Here is a 21688-nt window from a genome sequence, read left to right as displayed (position 1 = left end):
AAAGGAGTACAAATGAAGAAATATTATACAATTGTGGGTGTGATAAGTATTATTCTTGTGACGATTTTACTTATTACTTGTCCGAAAGAATCAGATTTTAAAGTGTATGTAGAGGACAAGTATGCATTGAAATGTGACGAGAGTAGTTTTGAATGCACACAAAATGTAGATGGTAAAAAAGAAAAACTACAATTTGAAAGTACAGATGCACGAAATAGTGTATTCTTTATGACTGTAAAGCAAACATTTAAAACAGAAGCTGGTGTTACGAAAGAATATAGCGGAGTAGGAATGTTTGGTACATTTCTTTTTGTTTCAGAGAAGACTTTCTAGTAATAGAAGGTCTTTTTCTTATGCTTATGTTCATATAGATGAAGTAAGACAAGCATAGGAGGGGTAGTAATGAAGAATACATGTATCGTTTGCGGTGGTGAGGAGTTTTTTTCCTCAACTTTGTATGCACGTACGAAACAAGATTGGGCATATGCACAAAATATGTATCGATTTGAAAAGGTGTTTATTGAGCATCGGGACGAAGAGAATTATCCAGTGTTTCAAGAAATTACAGCGAAACATTGCTGTGGATGCGGTCATATTATGTTGTATCACGAATGAACACACCAAGTATAACTTGGTGTGTTTTTTTTAAAACGCTGACAAAGCAAGCGGATAGAGTAAAGTAAATAAAACAGAAAAACTACCAAAACCAATTGCTGTATATCCAAGTGTTCTTGCTCCGAAATTGACAGCTAATAAGCCGACTAAAATCGCAAGAGAGCCGAGTGTAACCGGATAAAATGCAATTGAGAAAAGCGAAAGAAATAAAGCGACATAGCCTACCATTGCACCGGTATTTGTACCTTCTATTTCATTTGCAATTTCTTTCCGGTTATGTCTAATCGGAATGCCAGCTGGTGATATTTCAGCTGCATACTCTTCGTTTTTTTCACCACTTTTAAAATGATGATTTCTCTTTCTTCGCATGTACATCCCTCTCTTTCAATTGGGTGTACCTATAGTATCCTACATAAAGAGAAGAACATGAGTATGAGTTAAACCCAGGTAAAGCAAAAATTGGAGAATAAAGATTCCATTATTAGCTGGTACATCTCCTAATGAAGATAAACAGGAATTTTGGAAAATGATGTAGAATGAAATGAGTGATAAAACGTGAAGGCAGGGGAATGTATGACGAAATTTAATTGGCATGAATCAGCAGAGAAAAAATGGGATAGTAGTGCAGAATTTTGGACTCAAAATAGTCAAGAGATGTGGGACAGCGGGAGTAGGAGTACAATCATTCCATTTTTTGAACAATATGTGAAAAAAGAAGCTCAAGTGCTCGATGTTGGTTGTGGTGATGGATACGGTACATATAAATTAAGTTGCGCGGGCTATAAAGCAGTTGGAGTAGATTTATCAGAAGTGATGATTCAAAAAGGGAAGGGGCGCGGCGAAGGACCGAATTTATCTTTTATAAAAGGGGATCTTTCTTCCTTGCCATTTGAAAATGAGCAATTTGAATCAATTATTGCAATAAATTCTTTAGAATGGACCGAGGAGCCATTACGGGCATTAAATGAGATAAAGCGCGTTTTAAAAAGCGATGGGTATGCATGTATTGCAATTCTAGGGCCGACAGCAAAACCACGAGAGAACAGTTATCCTCGTTTATACGGCAAAGACGTTGTTTGTAATACGATGATGCCGTGGGAATTTGAACAGTTAGCGAAAGAACAAGGTTTTGAAGTTATAGATGGCATCGGTGTATATAAGCGCGGAGTAAATGAGAAGATGCTAGGTCAACTACCTATCGAGTTACAACAATCGTTAACATTCTTATGGGTATTTATGTTAAAAAATGCATAAAGAAATGAAAGAATTTTTAGGAGGTAAATAAGTGCAGAAAATACAAAAAACTGATACAATATCATCAGAACCAATTAAAGGGGGACTAGGGTATATGACAACTACTACAACAGTTAAATCCGACATTGAAATCGCACAAGAAGCGAGTATGAAGAAGATTCAAGAAATTGCAGCTGAATTAAATATTTTAGAAGATGAATTAGAGCCATACGGGCATTATAAAGGTAAGTTATCTCTTGACATTTTTAAGCGCTTACAGAACGAGAAAGACGGTAAAGTTGTTTTAGTAACAGCGATTAACCCAACTCCAGCTGGAGAAGGTAAATCAACAGTAACAGTTGGTTTAGGTCAAGCTTTTAATAAAATTGGTAAGAAAACAGTAATTGCACTTCGCGAACCATCTCTTGGACCAACGATGGGGCTAAAAGGTGGAGCAGCAGGTGGTGGTTTTTCACAGGTTGTACCTATGGAAGACATTAACCTTCACTTTACTGGAGATATTCATGCGATCACAACTGCTAATAACGCGTTAGCGGCGTTTATTGATAATCATATCCAACAAGGAAACACACTTGGGATTGATACGCGTAAAATCGTTTGGAAACGTTGTGTTGACTTAAATGATCGTGCCCTACGTAACGTAGTAATTGGTCTTGGTGGACCAGTTCAAGGTGTACCACGTGAAGATGGTTTCGATATTACAGTGGCATCTGAAATTATGGCCGTATTCTGCCTTGCAACAGATATTCAAGATTTAAAAGCGCGTCTATCTCGCATCGTAGTTGCTTATAACTTTGCAAATCAACCTGTAACGGTTAAAGATTTAGGTGTAGAAGGTGCGTTAACATTATTATTAAAAGACGCATTAAAACCTAACTTAGTGCAAACGTTAGAAAATACACCAGCTATCATTCACGGCGGACCATTTGCGAATATCGCTCACGGTTGTAACAGTGTTATCGCTACAACAATGGCAGCAAAATTAGGTGATTATGTTATTACAGAAGCTGGATTCGGGGCTGATTTAGGTGCAGAGAAGTTTTTAGATATTAAAGCTCGTGCAGCTGGCATTAAACCAGAAGCAGTTGTTATTGTTGCGACTATTCGTGCGCTTAAAATGCATGGTGGCGTAGCAAAAGATCAATTAAAAGAAGAAAATGTAGACGCATTAGCAAAAGGTATGGAAAACTTACAGAAGCATGTTGAAACAATTCAAAGCTTCGGTGTGCCTTTCGTAATTGCAATTAATAAATTTATTACAGATACAGATGCAGAAGTTGCATACTTACAAGAGTGGTGCAATGAGCGTGGCTATGCAGTATCCTTAACAGAAGTTTGGGAGAAAGGTGGCCAAGGCGGAGTTGACCTTGCTGAAAAAGTGTTAAAAGAAATTGAAAAAGGTGAAAACAACTACGCACCACTTTATGAATTAGAATTACCATTAGAAGAAAAAATCCGTACAATTGCTCAAAAAGTGTACGGCGCAAAAGATATTGAATTTGCTCCGAAAGCACGTAAGCAATTAGCTCAATATGAAGGAGAAGGTTGGAGTAACCTACCAATTTGTATGGCGAAAACACAATACTCTCTTTCTGACGATGCAACAAAATTAGGTCGTCCATCTGACTTTATCGTTACAATTCGTGAGCTAAAACCATCTATTGGTGCAGGGTTTATCGTTGCGTTAACAGGAACAATGTTAACAATGCCAGGCCTTCCAAAACAGCCAGCAGCACTACAAATGGATGTAAATGAAGATGGAAAAGCAGTAGGTTTATTCTAAAAGGTTGTAATTCATCTCGTTTATCTGTAAACTATATATACATCAAGTGGCGCCTTTCCATCGAAAGGCGCCTGTTTTTTGGAGGAAATTATGTTTGATCCAACTGCTTTTGATAATTTAAAAGTAATCGTAGAAGGTGCTGTTTATGATTTTGATTTACATGGAGATATTCTTGTAACAGATCGAAAAGATATGATGGACCTTGCCTCATTAAGTCGTATATACAATATTTCATTTCAATTAACAGAGCCGTTCGAACAGTTAGTAGAAGCAACATTTTCACTATCTGTAGATGCAAAGAACTTATCTGGTGAAATATTGGAAGTACCACAATTTATACCAGGTTGTGAAATGAAGTTAGCATTTTCATTCCCGATAGAAAAGCCAGAGGTAGTGTGCGAAGAAATTGAAACTTTCATGCATTCTATATGGGGAAAAGAAAGAATGATTACGCAAAAACTTTCATACGAATATAATAAGCAAGCGATTTCATATCATAATAAGGTAGAGGTTCTATTTCAAAAAGCGATTACAGAAGACCATGTTGATGATTTAATAGCTGTTATTTCACACATGATAGAAACGGTGCGAACAATACAACATTTTCTTCAAAAATAGAGATAAAGGAGAAAAACAAATGATAAAAGATATGCAACCATTTTTACAACAAGCTTGGGAGAAGGCTGGTTTTAAAGAATTAACTGAAATTCAAAAACAAGCGATTCCAACTATTTTAGAAGGACAAGACGTTATAGCTGAATCTCCAACTGGAACAGGAAAAACATTAGCGTACTTATTACCCCTTTTACATAAAATTAATCCTGAAGTAAAACAACCACAAGTTGTTGTTTTAGCGCCAACACGTGAGCTTGTCATGCAAATTCACGAAGAGGTTCAAAAGTTTACAGCAGGGACTGAAATTTCAGGGGCATCTTTAATTGGTGGTGCAGATATTAAGCGCCAAGTTGAAAAATTAAAGAAACACCCGAGAGTAATTGTCGGTTCACCAGGACGTATTTTAGAATTAATTCGAATGAAAAAGCTAAAGATGCATGAAGTGAAAACGATTGTATTTGATGAGTTTGATCAAATAGTAAAACAAAAGATGATGGGCGCTGTACAAGATGTAATTAAATCTACAATGCGAGATCGTCAATTAGTATTCTTCTCGGCGACAATTACAAAAGCTGCAGAAGATGCTGCACGTGATTTAGCAGTTGAACCACAATTAGTACGTATAACACGTGCAGAGTCAAAAAGCTTAGTTGAGCATACGTATATCATTTGTGAGCGACGTGAAAAAAATGATTACGTAAGAAGAATTATGCATATGGGCGATGTAAAAGCAGTTGCTTTCTTAAATGACCCATTCCGTTTAGATGAAATTACTCAGAAATTGCAATTCCGTAAAATGAAAGCAGCAGCTCTTCATTCAGAGGCAAGTAAGCAAGAGCGTGAAGCAACGATGCGTGCTTTCCGCAGCGGGAAATTAGAAATTCTACTTGCTACTGATATTGCAGCACGCGGTATCGATATTGATGATTTAACACATGTAATCCACTTGGAGTTACCAGACACAGTAGACCAATATATTCACCGCTCAGGACGTACAGGACGTATGGGTAAAGAAGGAACTGTCGTTTCTCTTGTAACACAACAAGAAGAGCGTAAATTACTTCAATTTGCAAAAAAACTAGGCATCGTATTTACGAAGCAAGAAATGTTCAACGGATCGTTTGTAGAAACGAAACCGAAAGCACCAAAGAAAAAGAAACCAGCATTTACTGGGAAGAAAAAGCCTAGATAAATAATAGGGAAGGCGTAACTATTTGTAGTTACGTCTTTTTTATTTGCAATTGAATAATACAAGGAGTTTTATTAATGGTTATTAAAATGTAGCTGTTATCAATTTTTCAATCAACATATGTACAAGGAAGTAATATAAAGAGGGGCGAATATTAAACTGATGCGAAATAATAAAAAGAAGGTACATATATGGACAGGAAATTAGGAATGTTTTTGAATACGAAATATATTAAAGTAAACAAAGGATTACAAAAAGCAAGGGAATGGGGTTTAGAATATATTCAATTATATGCTATGAATACAAACTTCAACTTAGCTAATATTCCAATGGTAGAGTGGAGTGCTTTAAAGAGAAGCTTATCCTTTAATGGAATAAAGATTCCGTCATTAGCAATTAGCTTTGGAGAAAATGGAATTATAGGAACAGAAGCTGACAGTACAATAGAGCGATTTAAATACGTAACTGAAAGAGGGTTAGAGCTTGGAGCAGGAGTAATAACAGCTCATATTGGAAAAATTCCAGATGATGAAAAAGGTAAGATTTATGGTGAAATGGAACGGATTTGTTTTGAACTAGGGGATTTAGCTTTCAAATTTGGAGGAGTCTTCGCCATTGAGACGGGATCTGAAAAAGCGATAGTGTTAAAACGTTTTTTAGAAACGATAAACTCAAAAGGACTAGCGGTTAACTTTGACCCAGCAAATTTAATAAGTGATGTAAATGAAAATCCAGTAGAAGGTTTATTACTATTAAAAGATTATATAGTACAAACTCATATTAAAGATTGTAAAGAAGTAAAAAGTGATCGTTCAAGTAAGTATATAGAAGTAGCAGCAGGAAATGGTGAAGTGGATTTCGATATATTCTTCAAGGTATTAGATGAAATTAGATTCGACGGATATAACATGATTGAAAGAAATGATTATTTTGACGAATTGGATGGGATGAGTCAGTCGATAAATTTTGCAAAGAAGTACATATAAATTCAAAAGGAATAACGATAGCACCTGTAGAAACCTACATAGAACATAAAAACCATTAGGGGGAAAAACAATGATTCATAAAGTCGGACAAATTATGTTATATGTAAACAATCAAGATGAGGCAGTTAATTTTTGGACAGAAAAGGTAGGGTTTCATGTAGTTGCAGAGGAAGATAATAAGCAAGGAATGAGATGGATTGAAATCGCTCCGAAAAGCGGTGCAGAAACGAGCATTATATTACATAATAAAGAAGTGATTTCTAAAATGAGCCCAGAATTGAATCTTGGTACACCATCTTTAATGTTCTTCTCAGAAAATCTTGATCAATTATATACAGATTTAAAAAATAAAAATGTTACTGTTGGGGAAATGGTAACTATGCCTTCTGGTAAAGTGTTTAACTTTGGTGATAGTGAAGGCAATTATTTTGCGGTTATGGAAAAGAACAAATAATAATATTGCTATGTGAAAATCCCCCTCAAATATATTGAGGGGGATTACATGTTTGAAGTGGATTTTTCATTAGAGAGTTGATTAATATAAAATACGCCTTTTTCAATAGCTGTCTCAATATAACCAATGATTTGATTAAACGTAAATACTTGTAAGTCTTCATGCAAATGTTGCTCCGGATACAACATATCTTCAAAAAGATACTTCCGAAAAGCTAATACGTTTTCTTTAGAAACCTCTTCAATATCCACAATGTGAGCCTCTTGATTGAGAAGAGAGAAGAGCCGTTGTTCGTTATCGTAATGATGAAGTAACTTTGCATTTAACAATTTAAAATCGTTATAATACATAGGTGCGATCGTTGCGTCATTTTCTATTCTATTTTTTAGCCACGGTAGAAAAAAGCCACTTAGCCAATTGTCATCGGCAATGAGATGGGTGTAATAACCTAAAAGAAAAGGGGAATCCATATGAACTTTATATTTTTGAAAAAAAGAATTGAAATCTATCCTTCGCGTATAGTTTTTCGTTGTGCCAGCGTAAAAGTGTGAAGCGCCTTTTTCTTCTGCTGAATGAACCGCATCGGGGGCTACACCTCCAAGTATGAAAGAAGTTTTATCTTGAATATTTAGTTTTTCGGCAATCCTGTTAGCGATAATAGCATGCATAATTCGTGATCCCATGAATGACACCTCGGTTTCAAGTATTCATTTCAGGATGGGGACTGAACAGTTAGTATTACTTTCCCTGTACTTTTTCTACTTTCGACCCATTCATGTGCTTTCCCTGCATCTTGAAGTGGAAAAGATTTCGCAGCTTTCATTTTCAGACGGCCGTCACGTAAATAACGGAAAACTTCATTTGCAGTTTCTTGGAGTAGTTCAGGACGTGTTTTTCGTGTAGTACCAAAGCTAAAACCGAGTATAGAGCGGCAACTTGCGTGTAAATCTTTCGTTTGAAAGTTACCAATTTCACCGCTTGCATTACCGAAATGAACGAGGCGACCGTAATAAGCAAGACATTTTAAACTTCTTTCCGAAACTGTTCCAGAAATAGAATCTAAAATTACATCGACCCCTTCGCCATTTGTCAGCTCATTGACTTTCTCTACAAAATTCTCATCTTGATGACAAATAACATAATCAGCTCCAGCATCTAAAGCCATTTTTCTTTTTACTTCACTCCCGACAGTACCAATAATGGTTCCAGCCCCTAATCGTTTTGCAAGTTGAATTGCTGTCGTACCAATTCCACCAGCCGCTGCATGAATGAGTACAGACTCACCTTGTTCAAGCCTTGCAACATTTGCGAGTAAATTATAGCTTGTAAAAGATACAATCGGACAAGCAGCTGCAGTTTGAAAATCGACTTTATCAGGTAAAACGAAAGTAAGGTTTTCGTTTGCGACAACGTATTCTGCGTAAGATCCATTTTGAGGAAAAGCAATGACACGTTGTCCAGGATAAATATTTTTCACTTGAGAACCGACACGTTCTACAATACCAGCGGCATCTATCCCTGGTATAAAAGGTAGTGCTTCATTTCCTTGTTTACCATAACGGGATTTAATATCGGCGAAATTTACACTAGTAGCAACAACGCGAATCAAAACTTGATCTTCTGAAATAGTCGGCACATCCACATCTGTATATTTCATCACTTCAGGACCACCGAACGACGTTACAATGATAGCTTTCATCATATTTCCTCCTAAATTTGATTATATAAATCATTTTAAATCGTCATTAGAAATTGGAAAATTATATAATAGTTATGTGTGATTATAAGTGAAGCTTATGAACTGATTGAAACATTATATTAATTTATATAAAAAAACTTTTGAAAAATCGAACGAAATATCAATTACTTGCCAATATATAGTGTAAGACAAAGGAGGGAAGGTACATGAAGGATGAAACATTGTATACAAATTTAATCCAATTAATTTTATCAGGCAATAAAGAAGCGTATGGCAAATTGTATGATAAAACAATTCAAGAAGTATATAAAACAGCACATTTTTTAATAGGCGATAAAACGGATGTAGATGATGTCGTTCAAGAAATATATATACAGCTATATGAATCGCTTCGTAAATATGATAATGAGAAGCCATTTCATCCTTGGCTAATCGGACTTGCGATTAAACAAATTCATTCTTACAGAAGAAAGAGGTGGATGCGACTACGTATTGTAAAAAAAGCAGAAGAGCAAAGAAAACCAGTACAAATTGATTTTTCTAACGATGTTGTAAGTAAAATATCAAACCAAAAACTAATCGAACTCATACATAAATTACCGTATAAATTGAAACAAGTTATTATCTTAAGATACTTACACGATTATTCACAAGAAGAAGTAGCGCAAATACTACATATTCCAATTGGTACTGTGAAATCTAGAATTCACGCGGCATTAAAAAAACTACGTCAAAAAGAGCACGTAGAAGAAATCTTTTTAGGAGAGGTAGGGAATATGAAATGAGTTTAGATTGTAGAGTTAGAGAATCTATACAAGAAGAAGCGAAGGGGATTATCGCCCCGCCGGATTTAAAAGAGAAAGTAATTGTTCAGATTAAAATGAAGCGCGGGGGGAACAAAAGGAAGAAGCGTCTTATTGCAGGAGTGCTTGCGGCAGCATTTTTACTCCCAACGACTGGTTTTGCGTATCAATCTATTATGGCGGATGGTATATACGGATCGTTTGAGAATTTAAAAAAACATGCTGGAGCGATGACGTTAGAAGCATATATGCGTTTTAATGCAAAATTATTAGAAGCGAAAGATGAAATGGGTGCGAAGGAATATGAAGAATTTACAAAAGAACTAAAAAAATTAACAAATGCAAAGCTTGCGTACGGGGATTCGAACGGTAATATTGATTATGATCAATTATCACCAGGAAAAAGAGAAGAGATGAAGAAGGTAAGTATGGGGCTTCAACCATACTTTGATAAATTAAATGGTCATAAATCTAGTAAAGAGGTATTAAAACAAGAAGAGTTTGACCGTTATGTGGAAGCTTTAATGACATATGAAATCGTACAAGTAAAGACAAAATCAACTGGTGGGATGAAAGTAGAAGAAGTACCTGAGGCGTACAAAGAAAGATTTATTAATGCGGAGCAGTTTATGGAGTATGTAGATGAAAAGGTGAGATAAGTAAAAAAGCTCATAGCCCAAGCTGTGAGCTTTTCTTATTGAAATATAAATATATTAACCACCTATTCCTTTTGCTAGCAATAGGAAGTATACAACTACTAATATTACGCCATTTAATGCCGTACCAACTATTCCGAATAACCAATTCTTTGATGTGATTGCAAAAATAATACCGAGTAATGAAAGTATAGCTAGAATCGTAATAATTAAGGTTAAATTTGCATTAGGTCCTCTGAGGATAAAGAAAGAACATATACTTGCGAGAAACATTAGACATGAGAATCCAAAAAGTCTATACATAATAATTCTCCCTTAGTTGAAGTGTCACTTAACTTAGTACACGATTTTCTTTAGTTTAGCATAAATTTCCTAGTATATATTGAATATGTAAAAAATAAAAAACGAGTATATAATCTATGTGATTGTATACTCGTTTTATTATTATTTAAATTTCCTTACCGCATGAATAGCGACTCTTACAAGTAATATCACACTTATAAATAAACGACCGTAACCAACGAAACTTAAAAATTGAACATTAGGTTCTTTTGCATACAAGTCAGGGCAGAATTATCTTGATTTGCTTAATAAAGTGAAAGTGGGAAATCCCTTAGTTATATTCCTTACTATTCTCTTTGTCTTTTTGTATAAAACAATCTAAAAGAGAATAGCCAGCTATTAAACTTATTATCGTAACAAAAGTTGTATTTATAAGAATAATATTAGTTAAATAGGGTAGGTATGCACCAACTGGTGAAAAGAGTAGAGCTGGAGAAAAGGAAATGAATAGCGTAGGCACAGTAATAGCGATAAATTTATCCGGTTGAAAGCGCCAGTTTTGTTTACTCGTTTCGCGATTAATCGATTGAAGGAATCGTAATAAAATGCCGACTATAAGAGGGAAGAGTGTAAAGTAGAATAATCTTGGATACACGTTAAAGTTTGCCTGCGCATCTGTATCTAAATAAAATTGAATTTTCACACCGACGAATAATAATAAGACGATAAATAATGTAAAGCAGAGGTATAGCATTACTTTTTGCATTGCATTCCACCATCCTTTACTCAAAATATATTCAAAAAAAGAAGAGATATACAATAATCACTGTTGTATATCTCTTCTTTTACGGTTAGTTAATAGTGGAGTTTGCTTTTTCTTGCTTCGTGAAATAATCTATAATGCCCATCGCGCTAATTTCTATATCTAGATGTAAAATGTTATAAACGGAATGATCTGATGGGACGTTTGATTTTGTAAGGTGAGAAGAGATTTTATCCATTAATACAGTTTGTAAGACTTTAGTCGCTTCGTCAAAATCATTATATTGTTCAAAGACCTCTTTTCCAGTATGAACGAAAATAGGTAACCAATGTTCAAGTTGGTTATATACTTCTGTAACATTGGATGATGCACCGTAATGACCGAAATAAATAGTATCTACATTCATACTTTGAATATGATTTTTAGAAGCAATCATCGCATCTGGTTGGAATTGTGAAGGGGATGTTGATGGTAAATATAGTTCTACACCAAGGTCTGCAAGTTCTCTATAATAAATTCCAATTGTATCGCCAGTAAAAATGCCGTTTGTTAATGAATCGTGAATGCTAATATGGTGTTTAGCATGCCCCGGTGTATCGTAAAATGTAAGTGTACGGTCTGCGGCAATTTTTAACGTATCACCATGTTGTACAATACGAACACGTTCTTCTTCTATAGGAAGAATTGGATCAAACAGTTTATCGAAATCTTCTTTGTATACAGCTTTTGCGCCTAAAATAAGTTTTGTTGGATCAATCATATGACGAGCACCGCGAGAATGCACATATAAAGTAGCATTTGGGCACTTTTCCATCATTAAACCAGCAGCCCCGGCGTGATCTAAATGAACATGTGTAACGATAATGTTTTTTACATCGTTTAAATCAATATGTAATTGTTGTAAGCCATCTAAAATATACGGAAGAGAAGGGGCTGCACAAGTTTCAATTAAAGTAATATCGTCACCTAATAAAACGTACGTACCAGTTCGTTCATTATGTTGTAAATCGAAATCATCAATCAGATATAGGTGAGAAGATAATTGCTCTACTTTTTTCATCATTACCACTCCTTATTTACTGCATGTTTCTATTATACGCTAAAATAGAAAAAAGGCAGAAAACGAAAGTTTCGTCTTCTGCCTTTTTAAAGTGTTGTTATTTTGCTTGTTCTTTATTGATAGACATAACGAACAGTCCAACTATGCCACCTACGATTGGAAGCATAATCTCTCCTGCTAAATTAAAGTAGGAGCTTAAAAATAAACCATTTACATCGATTACCCAGCCAATCACATACAATAACATCATATATAGTACGAAATAAAACTCGCGATTTGAAATCGTTTCATGTTGTGCAGTTTTCATAATGAACACCATCCTTTTCTTTTATAATGGAATATAAACTGTCACATTTTGTTCACAATTTAATTGTAAAACTTTCCAACATAAAAGTCTAGTAGTTTGTGTCGAATTTTCAAACGGAAATAAAGCGCTATCATTTTGGAGTGTAAGTACGTAATAAGAGCTGTATATTCATGAATGTAGTATAGTATAAACATAGAATGATAGTGAAGAGAGGGGTAAGGACAATGACAGTTTATGATTTTTCAGCTAAAACGATAACAGGAGAAGATAAATCATTAAAAGATTACGAAGGAAAAGCGCTTCTTATTGTAAATGTAGCTAGCAAGTGTGGTTTTACACCACAATATAAAGGATTACAAGAAGTATATGATAAATATAAAGACCAAGGACTTGAAATACTCGGTTTCCCTTGTAACCAATTCGGAGGACAAGAACCAGGTACAGAAGCGGATATTACTAGTTTTTGTGAATTAAACTATGGTGTGAATTTCCCGATGTTTGCAAAGATTGATGTGAAAGGTGATAAAGCTCATCCTCTGTATACATATATGACAGAACAAGCACCAGGTTTACTCGGTATGAAAGCAGTGAAATGGAACTTTACGAAGTTTCTAATCGGAAAAGACGGGAAAGTAGTAGGGCGTTTTGCGCCGCAGACAAAGCCGGGAGATTTAGAGGTTGAGATTGAGAAGGTACTTGGAGAATAAAATAGGAGTTTCACATTATTAAAAAACGCCTCAAAGAACAATGTAGTTCTTTGAGGCGTTTTCGTTCAACTCATATTATCAAGATTAAATCGCTGAATAGAAGTCATTTGATTTAGGCGGAGAAGCTGCTTTTTTCATAAGGATTTCCCATAAGTGTACGGATTTTTCCCATTCTGCTGCGGCCTGTCCCTTTTGATACATAGCGTTCTCATAACTGAAAGTAAGTTGTTGCATATGAGCCGAGTTGTAAAGTGTATCGATATGGAGAGCGTATTCTCGGAATGTTTGACTTTCCCCTCGTGGCATGCCAATTCTAGCAAATTGTTTCAAAAGTGCGCCATAAGCTTTGCTATAAACAGCATCACCTTTTCGGTATTTATAGAAAAGAATGATAAAAAATGTAATCCATTTCATTCTAGTAGCGAAGAGAGTGTATCCTATAATACTAATTAGTATCGAAGAGAGGAATACGTACCACCAAGAAAATCTATTTTTAGCATTTGAAATCTTTTTAGTAGGAGCTTCTTCTGTATCTTCTATTAAACTTTTGAGCTTTGCTTCATTGTTTCTTTGGTGTATTTGCGCATTTTGAGAATTAGTTTCTTCGCTATTTTGTATCGTAGAAGCAGGCGTATTATTTGTAAAATTATAGGGATTCGTAAATCCTTTTGTTGGTTCGAATGGAATCCATCCGTATCCAGGGAAATATACTTCGACCCAAGAGTGTGCGTTATCGTTCGCGATTTTATAAACATCCTCACCTTCAGCACCCACAAGCGTATTATCAAGTGTTCCTTCTGTATAACCTTTTACCCAGCGAGCAGGAATCCCGGCAGAACGAAGTAACACGATCATAGAGGTCGAGAAATTATTACAGTAGCCACTTTTTGTATCGAAAAGAAATTGATCAACATAATCTTGGTTTTTGGCAGGGAACAACACATTCATTGTTTCATATACGAAAGAATGGTCGGTGAAGTAATTTTCAATAGCTAATACTTTATCATATCGGTTGTCTTTATCATTTGTTAGATTAGCAGCTAAGTCTTTTACTCGCTGCGGTAATGATTCGGGAAGTTGCGTGTATTTTGTCATGAAATAAGGATTTGTTTCTTGGCCTTCATTTGTCTTTACAGCTTTCAATTTTTCTATGGAAAACTCGGGGATCTCATACGTTACTTTATATGAATTTAAAGTAGTAGAGGAGTCTCCGTCCATCGTATAGATTTTTTCTGTAAATGGGTCAATGCTGTATTCTATATTAGAAGAAGCCTCAACAGATATTAACCCTGCTGGATAGGTAAGGTGAGGATAACTTTTTTGCATGTTGATTGTTGCCTTTGTTGTCTCCGTTTTTGTATTTTGTTCGTACCAGCTCACGATGTCGTTTTTATTTTTAAAAGAAATCTTTTTTTGATTTTCAGAAACTTCCCAGCCTTTTCCGGTATAAAAATCTTTCGTTTCGACTCTCCAATATTGTTTGTTTTGCGTTTGTGCTGTGAATACAATTGTAGGATCCGCCTTAAACGGACCACCTAATCTCGAATCATCTAAACCATACCCAATTTTAGAAACTTCTTGCTTTTGACTTGATTCGTATGTGTTGAATTTTAAAAAATTCATTGGGTTTGGCCATTGAGGGCCAAATTTTGGAGCAAAGTATGCGATGGTTGCTGACAATACAATAAATATTGTAAGAGGTCTAAGTAATTTTGAGATTTCTCTAGCATAATTTTGTAAGTGTTCCATCTCTTTTATTCGTTCTATGCGAAGAAGACTAAGCATAAAAAAGCCGATGACAACAGTACGAATAATAGCGTAGTTTGCATTGTATAAATGTAAGTTATGAAAAACGGTGATATAAATAATAGTCAATATAAGAAATAACAACCCACGTTTTTTATGAATCGTCCAAAAAGAGATGAAAGCACTCAAAAACCAAAAGGATAAAAAAAATAAAAGTGTTGGAAAAACTGGAGAGATATCTAGTAAATTCCCCTGAAATAACAAGGAGGAATTTCGAGAAATATCAGTAAAAAATTTCATTAGCCAAGATGGATTTATAAAAGTGTTTTTATAATATAGGAAATGAATGATGAATAAAATTGTGACGATCTTTATTGGAATCTGCCACCTTGTTTGAAAAAAAGAGAGAGTGAAGCAAATACCTATAAATATTACAAAAATATCTAATCTACCTACGTTTGTAATACCTATAAGGGGCCTTAGCCATTCTAGTAAAAGTAGAAATGCGCATGCATGCATGAAAAATCTAGTCATATCCAATTGTTTTTTTGCCTGTAATGTTATCATTTGCTCACCTCAAAAAATACGGTTGTATACTGGTTTCCATAAACCACATTTACAAATATTTTTCGTTTTTGTAGAGTTTCTAGAATACTGAGTTCTCGATGTGAGAGTTGGTTTGCTTTTTCTTTCACGACAAACACCATTAATTTTCTATTTTTTATAGCAGCAAAGTCAGCCGCCTTTTGAATATCGGGAGAAAGATCACTTGTCACGAGTATAATCGTGACGGGCTCATAAATTTTTCTTAATTCCATTTCTACACTCCGGGAGAGCGGGAATACACTATCTGCTTGTACTTTCGCTAAATGACAAAAGATTTGATGTAACTGACTATCTCCATTGTCTAAAGGGAAAAAAGTTCGTTCTTTTCCGACAGAGACGAATGACGCTGGTGAATTTTGCTTCAAGACAGACCTGACAATAGAGGCAGTAAATGTGACGATTGGTTCAAATAGAGGGGATGGGGTTCTGTCCATGAATATCATAATATTATGGCTGCGCTGTTGTTCAAACTCTTTCGTCATAATGTTGTTTGTTCGTGCAGTTGCTTTCCAATCAATCCATGAAAAGCGGTCACCAGGTTTATAGTCTCTCACACCGACAGAAATGGTAGAGTCTTTTACTAAATTTATATTTGCTGAAAGTGCTCCTTGTTCGAAATGATTTTCCATTTGTCGATATGTTATATCTACATACTGAGGATAGACTAAAAATGTATCTGGAACTGAAAAAGTTATTTCTTTCTCTATCATACCGAATAAATCGCCAGTTTTGACACGTACGCTTGAAAAAGAGTGCTCTCCTCTAGGGATTGTGTCAATTGCATATTGAAACGAAATATTTCGTTTCAATCCTGGAAAGAGTATTACTTTATTCATATTCGTTTGTTTACAATTTGTAAATTGTGATGGCAGTTCATCTTCTATAATTAAATAAATTAAGGGAAAAGGGAAACTTCTTTTTATTGTAATCGTACTTAAAAATGGTTCTCCTGCTACATATTCGTCTTGATTTGTTATTCGTTTTACATCGGCGTTCCGTAAAGCATAGAAGGGGAGTAATAGTGAATAAAGGCCAATAGGAATCATACTGTAAAACAAAAACCAACTTACAAATCCTCCTTGAAGCATAGCGTATACAAATGTTAAGACTAGGCATAACGGAATGAGTGATAACTTAGTAAAATGATAGAGTGATCGTAGTATTCGTTCCATCAAAGGTTTATCTTCCTTTGAGTCGGTACGGTAGTTCGTGCAACGATTTTTGCGATAACTTGTTCTCCTGTAATTCCTTCAAATTTTGCTTCCATTTTTAGAATGAGTCTGTGAGCCAATACGTAAGGAGCTAAAAATTTAATATCGTCTGGAATAACATAATTTCTTCCATGGATAAAAGCATAAGCTTGTGAAGCTTTCATTAAAGCAATCGAGCCACGCGGACTTGCACCAAGTTGTATAGAACTATAAGAACGAGTTTGACTAACAAGCTTTACAATGTAATGCTTGATTGCCTTGTCCATACTTACTTCCCGTACGCTTTGTTGTAAATAAAGTAATTCTTCTATTGTAGTAATAGCTTGTAAATGGGAGAGGGGATTCGTTTTTTCCATCCGGTTTAAAATTTCAAATTCTTCTTCTGGTGTAGGATATCCCATTTTTAGTTTCAACAAGAAACGATCGAGCTGTGCTTCTGGTAAAGGATATGTTCCCTCATATTCGACCGGATTTTGTGTAGCCATTACAAAGAACGGTTTTGGTAACGGTCTTGTTATGCCATCTATTGTAATATTGCCTTCTTCCATACTTTCAAGTAAGGCAGACTGTGTTTTTGGAGATGTACGATTAATTTCATCAGCCAGTATAAAATTCCCCATGATTGGTCCAGGCTTGAACTCAAATTGGAGCTCTTTCGGATTATAAATAGAAACACCTGTTACATCTGACGGCAGTAAATCAGGTGTGAATTGAATCCGCTTGTAATCAGCATCAATAGATTTAGAAAGAGCCCGTACTAACATTGTTTTCCCAACGCCAGGAACATCTTCTAATAGTACATGACCTTCAGCTAAGAGAGCTGTTAAAGCTAAGATCATTTCTTTTCGTTTTCCGACCATTAACTTTTCAATATTGTTGATTATTTTTTCTATAATGGGATGTAATGAATCAAGCTGGTGCATCGTAATCCTCCTAATGTTATTATCGTTTTCTAATCTATTTAGTGGAAAATAGAATGTATCCGTCTAATTGCGGGCAGTAAAGATTCTATCTTTAATTCTGAGAATATTCAGATTATTTATCGCGATTACATCTAGTATAATTGTTTCCGTAACTAAGGGCAATATGGTAAATAATGATTTCTCGTTTTATGTGAAAAGAGAATAGGAAGTTTGGTTATATATTTATATGGGTAGAGAGTTGAGAAGTATAAATATTTTTCACACAATGAAAAAGAGGGACATGAGCATTGCTACCCATGTCCTGCGACTTATTTATTAATCTATTTGCCGGGGAGTAAAACTTTCATCTCAAAACTCGACTGGAGCAAAGAAGTTAAGTGTGGGATGAACAAAAACGTCACTCATTAAAGTTTCACTTTATGCTCTCGTAATGGCACGTGGAAATAAAATATTATTTTCTAAATGAATATGCTCAAATAAATCAGACTCTAGAGCTTCAAGACGTTGGTAGACAAGTCGATAAGTACCGCAAGCGCCTTCTGGAGGAGTAAAGTCATTTGTCACTTTACGAAGTTCTTTTATAATATTTCCAGCATGATTGTGCTCATTTTCTAGTTCATCTACTACTTTACGTAACTTTGTATAATTTTCATCATTTGGATTTTGTTCAAATTCTAAAATTAATGGGAAGTCTTCCGTTTCTTCTTTAATTAAATGCTGTTCTAATTCCATTTTAAGTTCATGAAATAGCTTATGAATTTGAGCTAAATGAGGCTGATTTGCTCCATGAACGCGTAATACTTTCGTCACATATGGACTTAACTGCGGTAACTCTTCATGTAAATAACGATGATGCTTATGAATTACATAATCAATCAATTCACGATAAGAAGCACTTTTCCAATCAATTTCAGATTCATTTAATCGTTTCGTATTATGATAAAGCGTATTTAACTCTGTAATTACTTCAGAAGCCGATAAATTTCTTTCATGAATTGCATCAATAAGCGGCTTATTACCACCACAACAAAAATCTATTCTATATGATTTAAAAAGATCACTAGCTTTCGGAAATTGTGTAACAATCTCACCAACAATTGAAGTTTCAGTAAATGTATGTTTCATATGAATGCCTCCATAAAGTTTAAATGTAATATCTAAATTAAGAATAGCGATAAATAAAAAACAATGTGGTGATTGAAATCACTTTTAGTGTGTCAGTTTTGAGAATAATAGGATTGTTATTCAACAGAGGACATTACAGAACCGATAGCGAAGATTTTTTGAGTTAGGAAATTATTAAAAGGGCATTATTATGATATAGATGGTTTACAAATGTATTTTCTATCAATCTAAGATTGTTTTTGGGTAGGAAGTATATCTATTATCCCGCGTTAACGGACAGTAAAACTCCCACCTCAAAATTCAGTTGAAGCAAAGAAGTTAGGTGGGAGTCGGGCTGTCCGTAAACGTCCGATTGGTGAGGGCTAATAATCAGTGGGGGGAACAAAACCCCCACTGATTAAACTTTCACTTTATAGGAGGTTTTTATGGAATATGTTTATCATATGGTACCAGAAGAACTACAAGGAGAATATTTAATCCCATTAAATGAATTGAAAAGTGTATATCCAAATTTATACGGTGAGTATATCCAAAAATATAAAGATCATCCTCAAAGGGAGAACTTATTAACACGTAAAATACCAAAACTAGAATGTTTATGGAATGATGTTGTTCATTTTTTACCATTGCATCCTTATGATATTTATAAAGTATTACTGGAAATAGGAATAAACCTTCATACAAATAAACTGTTTTACAAAGTTCCTATTAGCGCATTGAAGGGTCAGTGTATGGCAATATACAAGTACTCAAAGCATAATTTGGGTGGACCAAATAGAGAATTAAAAGAATGCGAAATAGAAATCATCAACTTTAATGACTATAGAGAATTAAAGCAATTAAATACCTGTACCAAAGAATATTACAGAGAGGAATATGAAAAGGGTAGAAGATTCGGGATGTTTCACCTAATTCCACATGTTCTTGTCAAAGGGAAAGTGGAGGTGAAAAATCTTGAAATTATAAATTGGAGTATTGCTCCAGTTAATGGCTAATATTACAAGTTTTTAAAAAATAAGATTCTATTTTGAATTGCTATATGGCTTACAAGAATGGAGGAGTAATTTAGTTTTATACGTAACAGTAAAAAAGAAGCTTACTAGAAGCTTCTTTTTTATTACTATTTTTCACATGCGACCCCGTCACCATCACGATCAAGGTGAGAGCTATAACCTGGTTGGTCTCTATATAATGGAGCTTTCCCAGCAGCTCTAACTGCAGCACAATTTTTGTAGTATGCATTACTAGTAGTTCCGGAAGCAGGTTGTGTTTGAGCTTGCTGTGCTTTTTTCTGTTCCTCTTGTTGTTTACGAGCTTGCTCATCAGCTATGCGTTTTTGCTCTTCTTGTTGCTTACGAGCTTGTTCATCAGCGAGACGTTTTTGCTCTTCTTGTTGTTTACGAGCCTGTTCATCAGCGAGACGTTTTTGCTCTTCTTGTTGTTTACGGGCCTCTTCATCAGCGAGACGTTTTTGCTCTTCTTGTTGTTTACGAGCTTGTTCTTCGGCTTGGCTTTTTTCATCCTCTTGCTTACGAGCTTGTTCATCGGCTAGACGCTTCTCATCTTCTTGCTTTTGAGTTTTCTCGTCCGCTTCTTTCTTTTTATCATCTTTTTTCTCTGCATTATTAGAAGCGACTTGTTTATTTGTTGCTGTCGTCTTTTCAGAAGAAGGAGCTGAAATACTTGATAATGCAACAAAAATGACAAATAAAATAGCAGTGATAATAAATTGTTTTTTTGCTACACCTGTCTTTTTAATTACGGATAAGATTGCTAGAACAAGGAAAAAAATAAATAAAATTAAACTTAAAGTAGCAAAAAAATCGATGACTGGGTGTTCAGATTTTGTAGTGCCCATTCCTGTTAAGAGAATTGAAATCATAAAAAGAATAACGGCAGGACGACCGTATTGTTTTGCTTTTCCATTTTTCTTAAAGAATGAAATGATACATAGAATTAAAAGAATAAAAGCAATAAAAAATAAAGCTGCACCAATATTACTCAAAATCGCCATTTTTATACCTCCATTTGTAAGATTTTCACTATTGATTATATAGGAACTTATTGGATATTACACGATTTATATAAATTTAGAAAATTAGTACTTTTAATAGACTTATAAACATTTATTTAATATATAAGGAAAAATAGATGTATTTCCTATTACATTTTTAAAGAGAATTCATAAAGTATAATATATCGATTGGAAGGAGGGGGTTTAAATGGAATTTCAATTATTGGTAACTTGTATATTACAAGAAAGTAATGCTTTCTTTTTAGTAACGAAAGTAGACGATGTTATTACGTTAAAAGTACCGATTACTGCGGGAGTAGCAGGTTTATTCTTAGCTTTAGGTGTACCAAGATGTTCTTAATTTAAATTTCTAGAGTAGAAGGGAAGGGATATACCTTTCTCTTCTACTCTTACATAATATTATTATGTAAACTAAAATATTGTTTTGTAATAGCACGTTTAAAATGGACATGCATATACTATAATGTTTCATTGGATGTTAGTGATGAAAGGTAGTTTTCACACGTGCATGTAATGATGTTCATTAAGTTATGAAATTAAAGAGGTGCTATTATATATGAAAAGAAGAACATTTGATATTCCAGTTACATTGCGAAGAGAGTGGTTTTTAATAGAATTAGCCCATTTAACGAAAAAATATGGAATTGAAATTGCAACTAGCAAAATGGAAGCTGCACCGTTTTTAAGAGATCAAGTTACGGAATCGAAAATAGGGTCAGGGCTCCAATTCGATAAATATGATGATGAGTATATCATTGATTTATAAAAAAGAAGCTGCGTATAAAAGGTTAGGATATAGACCTTTTATACGCAGCTTTTTTAGCTAGAAATATGTTGAGAAATTTTTAATGAGCTTAATAGGAAAAGGA

At 34.7% G+C, this 21688-nt stretch carries 26 protein-coding genes; 14 read left to right on the top strand and 12 right to left on the bottom strand.

Features of this window, described 5'->3' with window-relative positions; genetic code table 11:
* The first annotated feature begins 12 nt into the window (after nucleotides 1-12).
* Together K5S59_RS18310 and K5S59_RS18305 are read left to right on the top strand one after the other, a co-directional pair.
* Entirely contained in the window at nucleotides 13-333 is a 321-nt protein-coding gene (locus K5S59_RS18310; RefSeq protein WP_000761192.1) for a hypothetical protein, read from the top strand.
* 69 nt (nucleotides 334-402) lie between these two features.
* Entirely contained in the window at nucleotides 403-615 is a 213-nt protein-coding gene (locus tag K5S59_RS18305) for a hypothetical protein (protein ID WP_000798748.1), read from the top strand.
* A 30-nt stretch (nucleotides 616-645) separates the two neighbouring features.
* Here K5S59_RS18305 and K5S59_RS18300 read toward each other — a convergent pair whose 3' ends face one another.
* Complete coding sequence (locus K5S59_RS18300) at nucleotides 646-984, bottom strand: hypothetical protein (RefSeq protein WP_001253205.1); 339 nt, start codon at nucleotides 982-984, stop codon at nucleotides 646-648.
* A 204-nt stretch (nucleotides 985-1188) separates the two neighbouring features.
* Between K5S59_RS18300 and K5S59_RS18295 the strand changes: the two genes are divergently transcribed.
* From K5S59_RS18295 to K5S59_RS18270, 6 genes are all read left to right on the top strand, one after another.
* Nucleotides 1189-1869, top strand: a complete 681-nt coding sequence (locus tag K5S59_RS18295) for a class I SAM-dependent methyltransferase (RefSeq protein WP_098258623.1) — start codon at nucleotides 1189-1191, stop codon at nucleotides 1867-1869.
* A gap of 94 nt (nucleotides 1870-1963) precedes the next feature.
* Nucleotides 1964-3652: a formate--tetrahydrofolate ligase gene (locus tag K5S59_RS18290; RefSeq protein WP_012644371.1), complete on the top strand. Its 1689-nt coding sequence runs from the start codon at nucleotides 1964-1966 to the stop codon at nucleotides 3650-3652.
* Nucleotides 3653-3742: 90 nt separating this feature from the next.
* Complete coding sequence (locus K5S59_RS18285) at nucleotides 3743-4270, top strand: hypothetical protein (protein ID WP_000460229.1); 528 nt, start codon at nucleotides 3743-3745, stop codon at nucleotides 4268-4270.
* Between the two features lie 19 nt (nucleotides 4271-4289).
* Complete coding sequence (locus K5S59_RS18280) at nucleotides 4290-5459, top strand: DEAD/DEAH box helicase (protein WP_000588609.1); 1170 nt, start codon at nucleotides 4290-4292, stop codon at nucleotides 5457-5459.
* Between the two features lie 188 nt (nucleotides 5460-5647).
* Complete coding sequence (locus tag K5S59_RS18275) at nucleotides 5648-6442, top strand: sugar phosphate isomerase/epimerase family protein (RefSeq protein ID WP_120449900.1); 795 nt, start codon at nucleotides 5648-5650, stop codon at nucleotides 6440-6442.
* A gap of 70 nt (nucleotides 6443-6512) precedes the next feature.
* Nucleotides 6513-6896, top strand: coding sequence for a VOC family protein (locus K5S59_RS18270; protein WP_120449902.1), 384 nt, complete (start codon nucleotides 6513-6515; stop codon nucleotides 6894-6896).
* Nucleotides 6897-6940: 44 nt separating this feature from the next.
* Here K5S59_RS18270 and K5S59_RS18265 read toward each other — a convergent pair whose 3' ends face one another.
* Both K5S59_RS18265 and K5S59_RS18260 read right to left on the bottom strand, forming a co-directional pair.
* Nucleotides 6941-7579: a zinc dependent phospholipase C family protein gene (locus K5S59_RS18265; RefSeq protein WP_120449904.1), complete on the bottom strand. Its 639-nt coding sequence runs from the start codon at nucleotides 7577-7579 to the stop codon at nucleotides 6941-6943.
* 29 nt (nucleotides 7580-7608) lie between these two features.
* Nucleotides 7609-8595: a quinone oxidoreductase family protein gene (locus K5S59_RS18260; protein WP_120449906.1), complete on the bottom strand. Its 987-nt coding sequence runs from the start codon at nucleotides 8593-8595 to the stop codon at nucleotides 7609-7611.
* Nucleotides 8596-8801: 206 nt separating this feature from the next.
* On the opposite strand from K5S59_RS18260, the gene K5S59_RS18255 reads away from it, so the two are divergent.
* Both K5S59_RS18255 and K5S59_RS18250 read left to right on the top strand, forming a co-directional pair.
* On the top strand, nucleotides 8802-9380 hold the full coding sequence (locus tag K5S59_RS18255; protein ID WP_120449908.1) for a sigma-70 family RNA polymerase sigma factor: 579 nt from the start codon (nucleotides 8802-8804) through the stop codon (nucleotides 9378-9380).
* Nucleotides 9377-10057, top strand: a complete 681-nt coding sequence (locus tag K5S59_RS18250; protein WP_120449910.1) for a DUF3600 domain-containing protein — start codon at nucleotides 9377-9379, stop codon at nucleotides 10055-10057. The genes K5S59_RS18255 and K5S59_RS18250 overlap by 4 nt, the downstream gene beginning before the upstream one ends.
* A 54-nt stretch (nucleotides 10058-10111) precedes the next feature.
* Here the strand turns inward: K5S59_RS18250 and K5S59_RS18245 are convergent, their stop codons facing one another.
* The 4 genes from K5S59_RS18245 to K5S59_RS18230 form a co-directional block, all read right to left on the bottom strand.
* Nucleotides 10112-10357 (bottom strand): hypothetical protein, encoded by a 246-nt coding sequence (locus tag K5S59_RS18245; protein WP_000285969.1) that lies wholly within the window; start codon nucleotides 10355-10357, stop codon nucleotides 10112-10114.
* A gap of 310 nt (nucleotides 10358-10667) precedes the next feature.
* Nucleotides 10668-11102, bottom strand: coding sequence for a hypothetical protein (locus K5S59_RS18240; protein ID WP_001174526.1), 435 nt, complete (start codon nucleotides 11100-11102; stop codon nucleotides 10668-10670).
* 85 nt (nucleotides 11103-11187) lie between these two features.
* Nucleotides 11188-12159, bottom strand: a complete 972-nt coding sequence (locus K5S59_RS18235) for an MBL fold metallo-hydrolase (protein WP_120449912.1) — start codon at nucleotides 12157-12159, stop codon at nucleotides 11188-11190.
* A gap of 97 nt (nucleotides 12160-12256) precedes the next feature.
* Nucleotides 12257-12466, bottom strand: a complete 210-nt coding sequence (locus K5S59_RS18230) for a DUF3925 family protein (RefSeq protein ID WP_000844973.1) — start codon at nucleotides 12464-12466, stop codon at nucleotides 12257-12259.
* Between the two features lie 224 nt (nucleotides 12467-12690).
* On the opposite strand from K5S59_RS18230, the gene bsaA reads away from it, so the two are divergent.
* Nucleotides 12691-13173 (top strand): glutathione peroxidase, encoded by a 483-nt coding sequence (gene bsaA, locus K5S59_RS18225; protein WP_000219423.1) that lies wholly within the window; start codon nucleotides 12691-12693, stop codon nucleotides 13171-13173.
* Nucleotides 13174-13257: 84 nt separating this feature from the next.
* Here the strand turns inward: bsaA and K5S59_RS18220 are convergent, their stop codons facing one another.
* The 4 genes from K5S59_RS18220 to ric form a co-directional block, all read right to left on the bottom strand.
* Complete coding sequence (locus K5S59_RS18220; RefSeq protein WP_120449914.1) at nucleotides 13258-15486, bottom strand: transglutaminase TgpA family protein; 2229 nt, start codon at nucleotides 15484-15486, stop codon at nucleotides 13258-13260.
* The gene (locus K5S59_RS18215) at nucleotides 15483-16697 is read right to left on the bottom strand and encodes a DUF58 domain-containing protein (protein WP_120449916.1); all 1215 of its coding nucleotides are present in this window, start codon (nucleotides 16695-16697) and stop codon (nucleotides 15483-15485) included. The genes K5S59_RS18220 and K5S59_RS18215 overlap by 4 nt, the downstream gene beginning before the upstream one ends.
* Entirely contained in the window at nucleotides 16697-17659 is a 963-nt protein-coding gene (locus K5S59_RS18210; RefSeq protein WP_120449918.1) for an AAA family ATPase, read from the bottom strand. Before K5S59_RS18210 ends, K5S59_RS18215 begins: the two co-directional genes overlap by 1 nt.
* Before the next feature lie 417 nt (nucleotides 17660-18076).
* Complete coding sequence (ric, locus tag K5S59_RS18205) at nucleotides 18077-18784, bottom strand: iron-sulfur cluster repair di-iron protein (RefSeq protein ID WP_000683168.1); 708 nt, start codon at nucleotides 18782-18784, stop codon at nucleotides 18077-18079.
* A gap of 425 nt (nucleotides 18785-19209) precedes the next feature.
* Between ric and K5S59_RS18200 the strand changes: the two genes are divergently transcribed.
* Entirely contained in the window at nucleotides 19210-19779 is a 570-nt protein-coding gene (locus K5S59_RS18200; RefSeq protein WP_120449920.1) for a group-specific protein, read from the top strand.
* A 125-nt stretch (nucleotides 19780-19904) separates the two neighbouring features.
* Here the strand turns inward: K5S59_RS18200 and K5S59_RS18195 are convergent, their stop codons facing one another.
* Nucleotides 19905-20798 carry an excalibur calcium-binding domain-containing protein gene (locus tag K5S59_RS18195; RefSeq protein WP_120449922.1) on the bottom strand — a complete coding sequence of 298 codons (894 nt, stop codon included), beginning with the start codon at nucleotides 20796-20798 and terminating at the stop codon, nucleotides 19905-19907.
* Between the two features lie 208 nt (nucleotides 20799-21006).
* On the opposite strand from K5S59_RS18195, the gene exsG reads away from it, so the two are divergent.
* Nucleotides 21007-21159, top strand: coding sequence for an exosporium protein ExsG (gene exsG / locus K5S59_RS18190; protein WP_088063171.1), 153 nt, complete (start codon nucleotides 21007-21009; stop codon nucleotides 21157-21159).
* Between the two features lie 216 nt (nucleotides 21160-21375).
* On the top strand, nucleotides 21376-21585 hold the full coding sequence (locus K5S59_RS18185; protein ID WP_000830252.1) for a hypothetical protein: 210 nt from the start codon (nucleotides 21376-21378) through the stop codon (nucleotides 21583-21585).
* Nucleotides 21586-21688 lie beyond the last annotated feature (103 nt).

The sequence above is a fragment of the Bacillus sp. BML-BC051 genome (assembly GCF_019656175.1).
Taxonomy (GTDB): domain Bacteria; phylum Bacillota; class Bacilli; order Bacillales; family Bacillaceae_G; genus Bacillus_A; species Bacillus_A mobilis.
Note: the sequence above shows the minus strand (reverse complement) of the source record. Positions and strands in the feature narration are given on the sequence as shown.

Coding starts and splice junctions, on each gene's coding strand:
- K5S59_RS18185 (WP_000830252.1), top strand. CDS start 21,376: ATGAAAAGAAGAACATTTGATATTCCAGTTACATTGCGAAGAGAGTGG.
- K5S59_RS18200 (WP_120449920.1), top strand. CDS start 19,210: ATGGAATATGTTTATCATATGGTACCAGAAGAACTACAAGGAGAATAT.
- bsaA (WP_000219423.1), top strand. CDS start 12,691: ATGACAGTTTATGATTTTTCAGCTAAAACGATAACAGGAGAAGATAAA.
- K5S59_RS18300 (WP_001253205.1), bottom strand. CDS start 984: ATGCGAAGAAAGAGAAATCATCATTTTAAAAGTGGTGAAAAAAACGAA.
- K5S59_RS18250 (WP_120449910.1), top strand. CDS start 9,377: ATGAGTTTAGATTGTAGAGTTAGAGAATCTATACAAGAAGAAGCGAAG.
- K5S59_RS18275 (WP_120449900.1), top strand. CDS start 5,648: ATGGACAGGAAATTAGGAATGTTTTTGAATACGAAATATATTAAAGTA.
- K5S59_RS18290 (WP_012644371.1), top strand. CDS start 1,964: ATGACAACTACTACAACAGTTAAATCCGACATTGAAATCGCACAAGAA.
- K5S59_RS18195 (WP_120449922.1), bottom strand. CDS start 20,798: ATGGCGATTTTGAGTAATATTGGTGCAGCTTTATTTTTTATTGCTTTT.
- K5S59_RS18310 (WP_000761192.1), top strand. CDS start 13: ATGAAGAAATATTATACAATTGTGGGTGTGATAAGTATTATTCTTGTG.
- K5S59_RS18255 (WP_120449908.1), top strand. CDS start 8,802: ATGAAGGATGAAACATTGTATACAAATTTAATCCAATTAATTTTATCA.
- K5S59_RS18295 (WP_098258623.1), top strand. CDS start 1,189: ATGACGAAATTTAATTGGCATGAATCAGCAGAGAAAAAATGGGATAGT.
- K5S59_RS18245 (WP_000285969.1), bottom strand. CDS start 10,357: ATGTATAGACTTTTTGGATTCTCATGTCTAATGTTTCTCGCAAGTATA.
- ric (WP_000683168.1), bottom strand. CDS start 18,784: ATGAAACATACATTTACTGAAACTTCAATTGTTGGTGAGATTGTTACA.
- K5S59_RS18235 (WP_120449912.1), bottom strand. CDS start 12,159: ATGAAAAAAGTAGAGCAATTATCTTCTCACCTATATCTGATTGATGAT.
- K5S59_RS18215 (WP_120449916.1), bottom strand. CDS start 16,697: ATGGAACGAATACTACGATCACTCTATCATTTTACTAAGTTATCACTC.
- K5S59_RS18210 (WP_120449918.1), bottom strand. CDS start 17,659: ATGCACCAGCTTGATTCATTACATCCCATTATAGAAAAAATAATCAAC.
- K5S59_RS18230 (WP_000844973.1), bottom strand. CDS start 12,466: ATGAAAACTGCACAACATGAAACGATTTCAAATCGCGAGTTTTATTTC.
- K5S59_RS18285 (WP_000460229.1), top strand. CDS start 3,743: ATGTTTGATCCAACTGCTTTTGATAATTTAAAAGTAATCGTAGAAGGT.
- K5S59_RS18260 (WP_120449906.1), bottom strand. CDS start 8,595: ATGAAAGCTATCATTGTAACGTCGTTCGGTGGTCCTGAAGTGATGAAA.
- K5S59_RS18240 (WP_001174526.1), bottom strand. CDS start 11,102: ATGCAAAAAGTAATGCTATACCTCTGCTTTACATTATTTATCGTCTTA.
- K5S59_RS18280 (WP_000588609.1), top strand. CDS start 4,290: ATGATAAAAGATATGCAACCATTTTTACAACAAGCTTGGGAGAAGGCT.
- K5S59_RS18270 (WP_120449902.1), top strand. CDS start 6,513: ATGATTCATAAAGTCGGACAAATTATGTTATATGTAAACAATCAAGAT.
- K5S59_RS18265 (WP_120449904.1), bottom strand. CDS start 7,579: ATGGGATCACGAATTATGCATGCTATTATCGCTAACAGGATTGCCGAA.
- exsG (WP_088063171.1), top strand. CDS start 21,007: ATGGAATTTCAATTATTGGTAACTTGTATATTACAAGAAAGTAATGCT.
- K5S59_RS18220 (WP_120449914.1), bottom strand. CDS start 15,486: ATGATAACATTACAGGCAAAAAAACAATTGGATATGACTAGATTTTTC.
- K5S59_RS18305 (WP_000798748.1), top strand. CDS start 403: ATGAAGAATACATGTATCGTTTGCGGTGGTGAGGAGTTTTTTTCCTCA.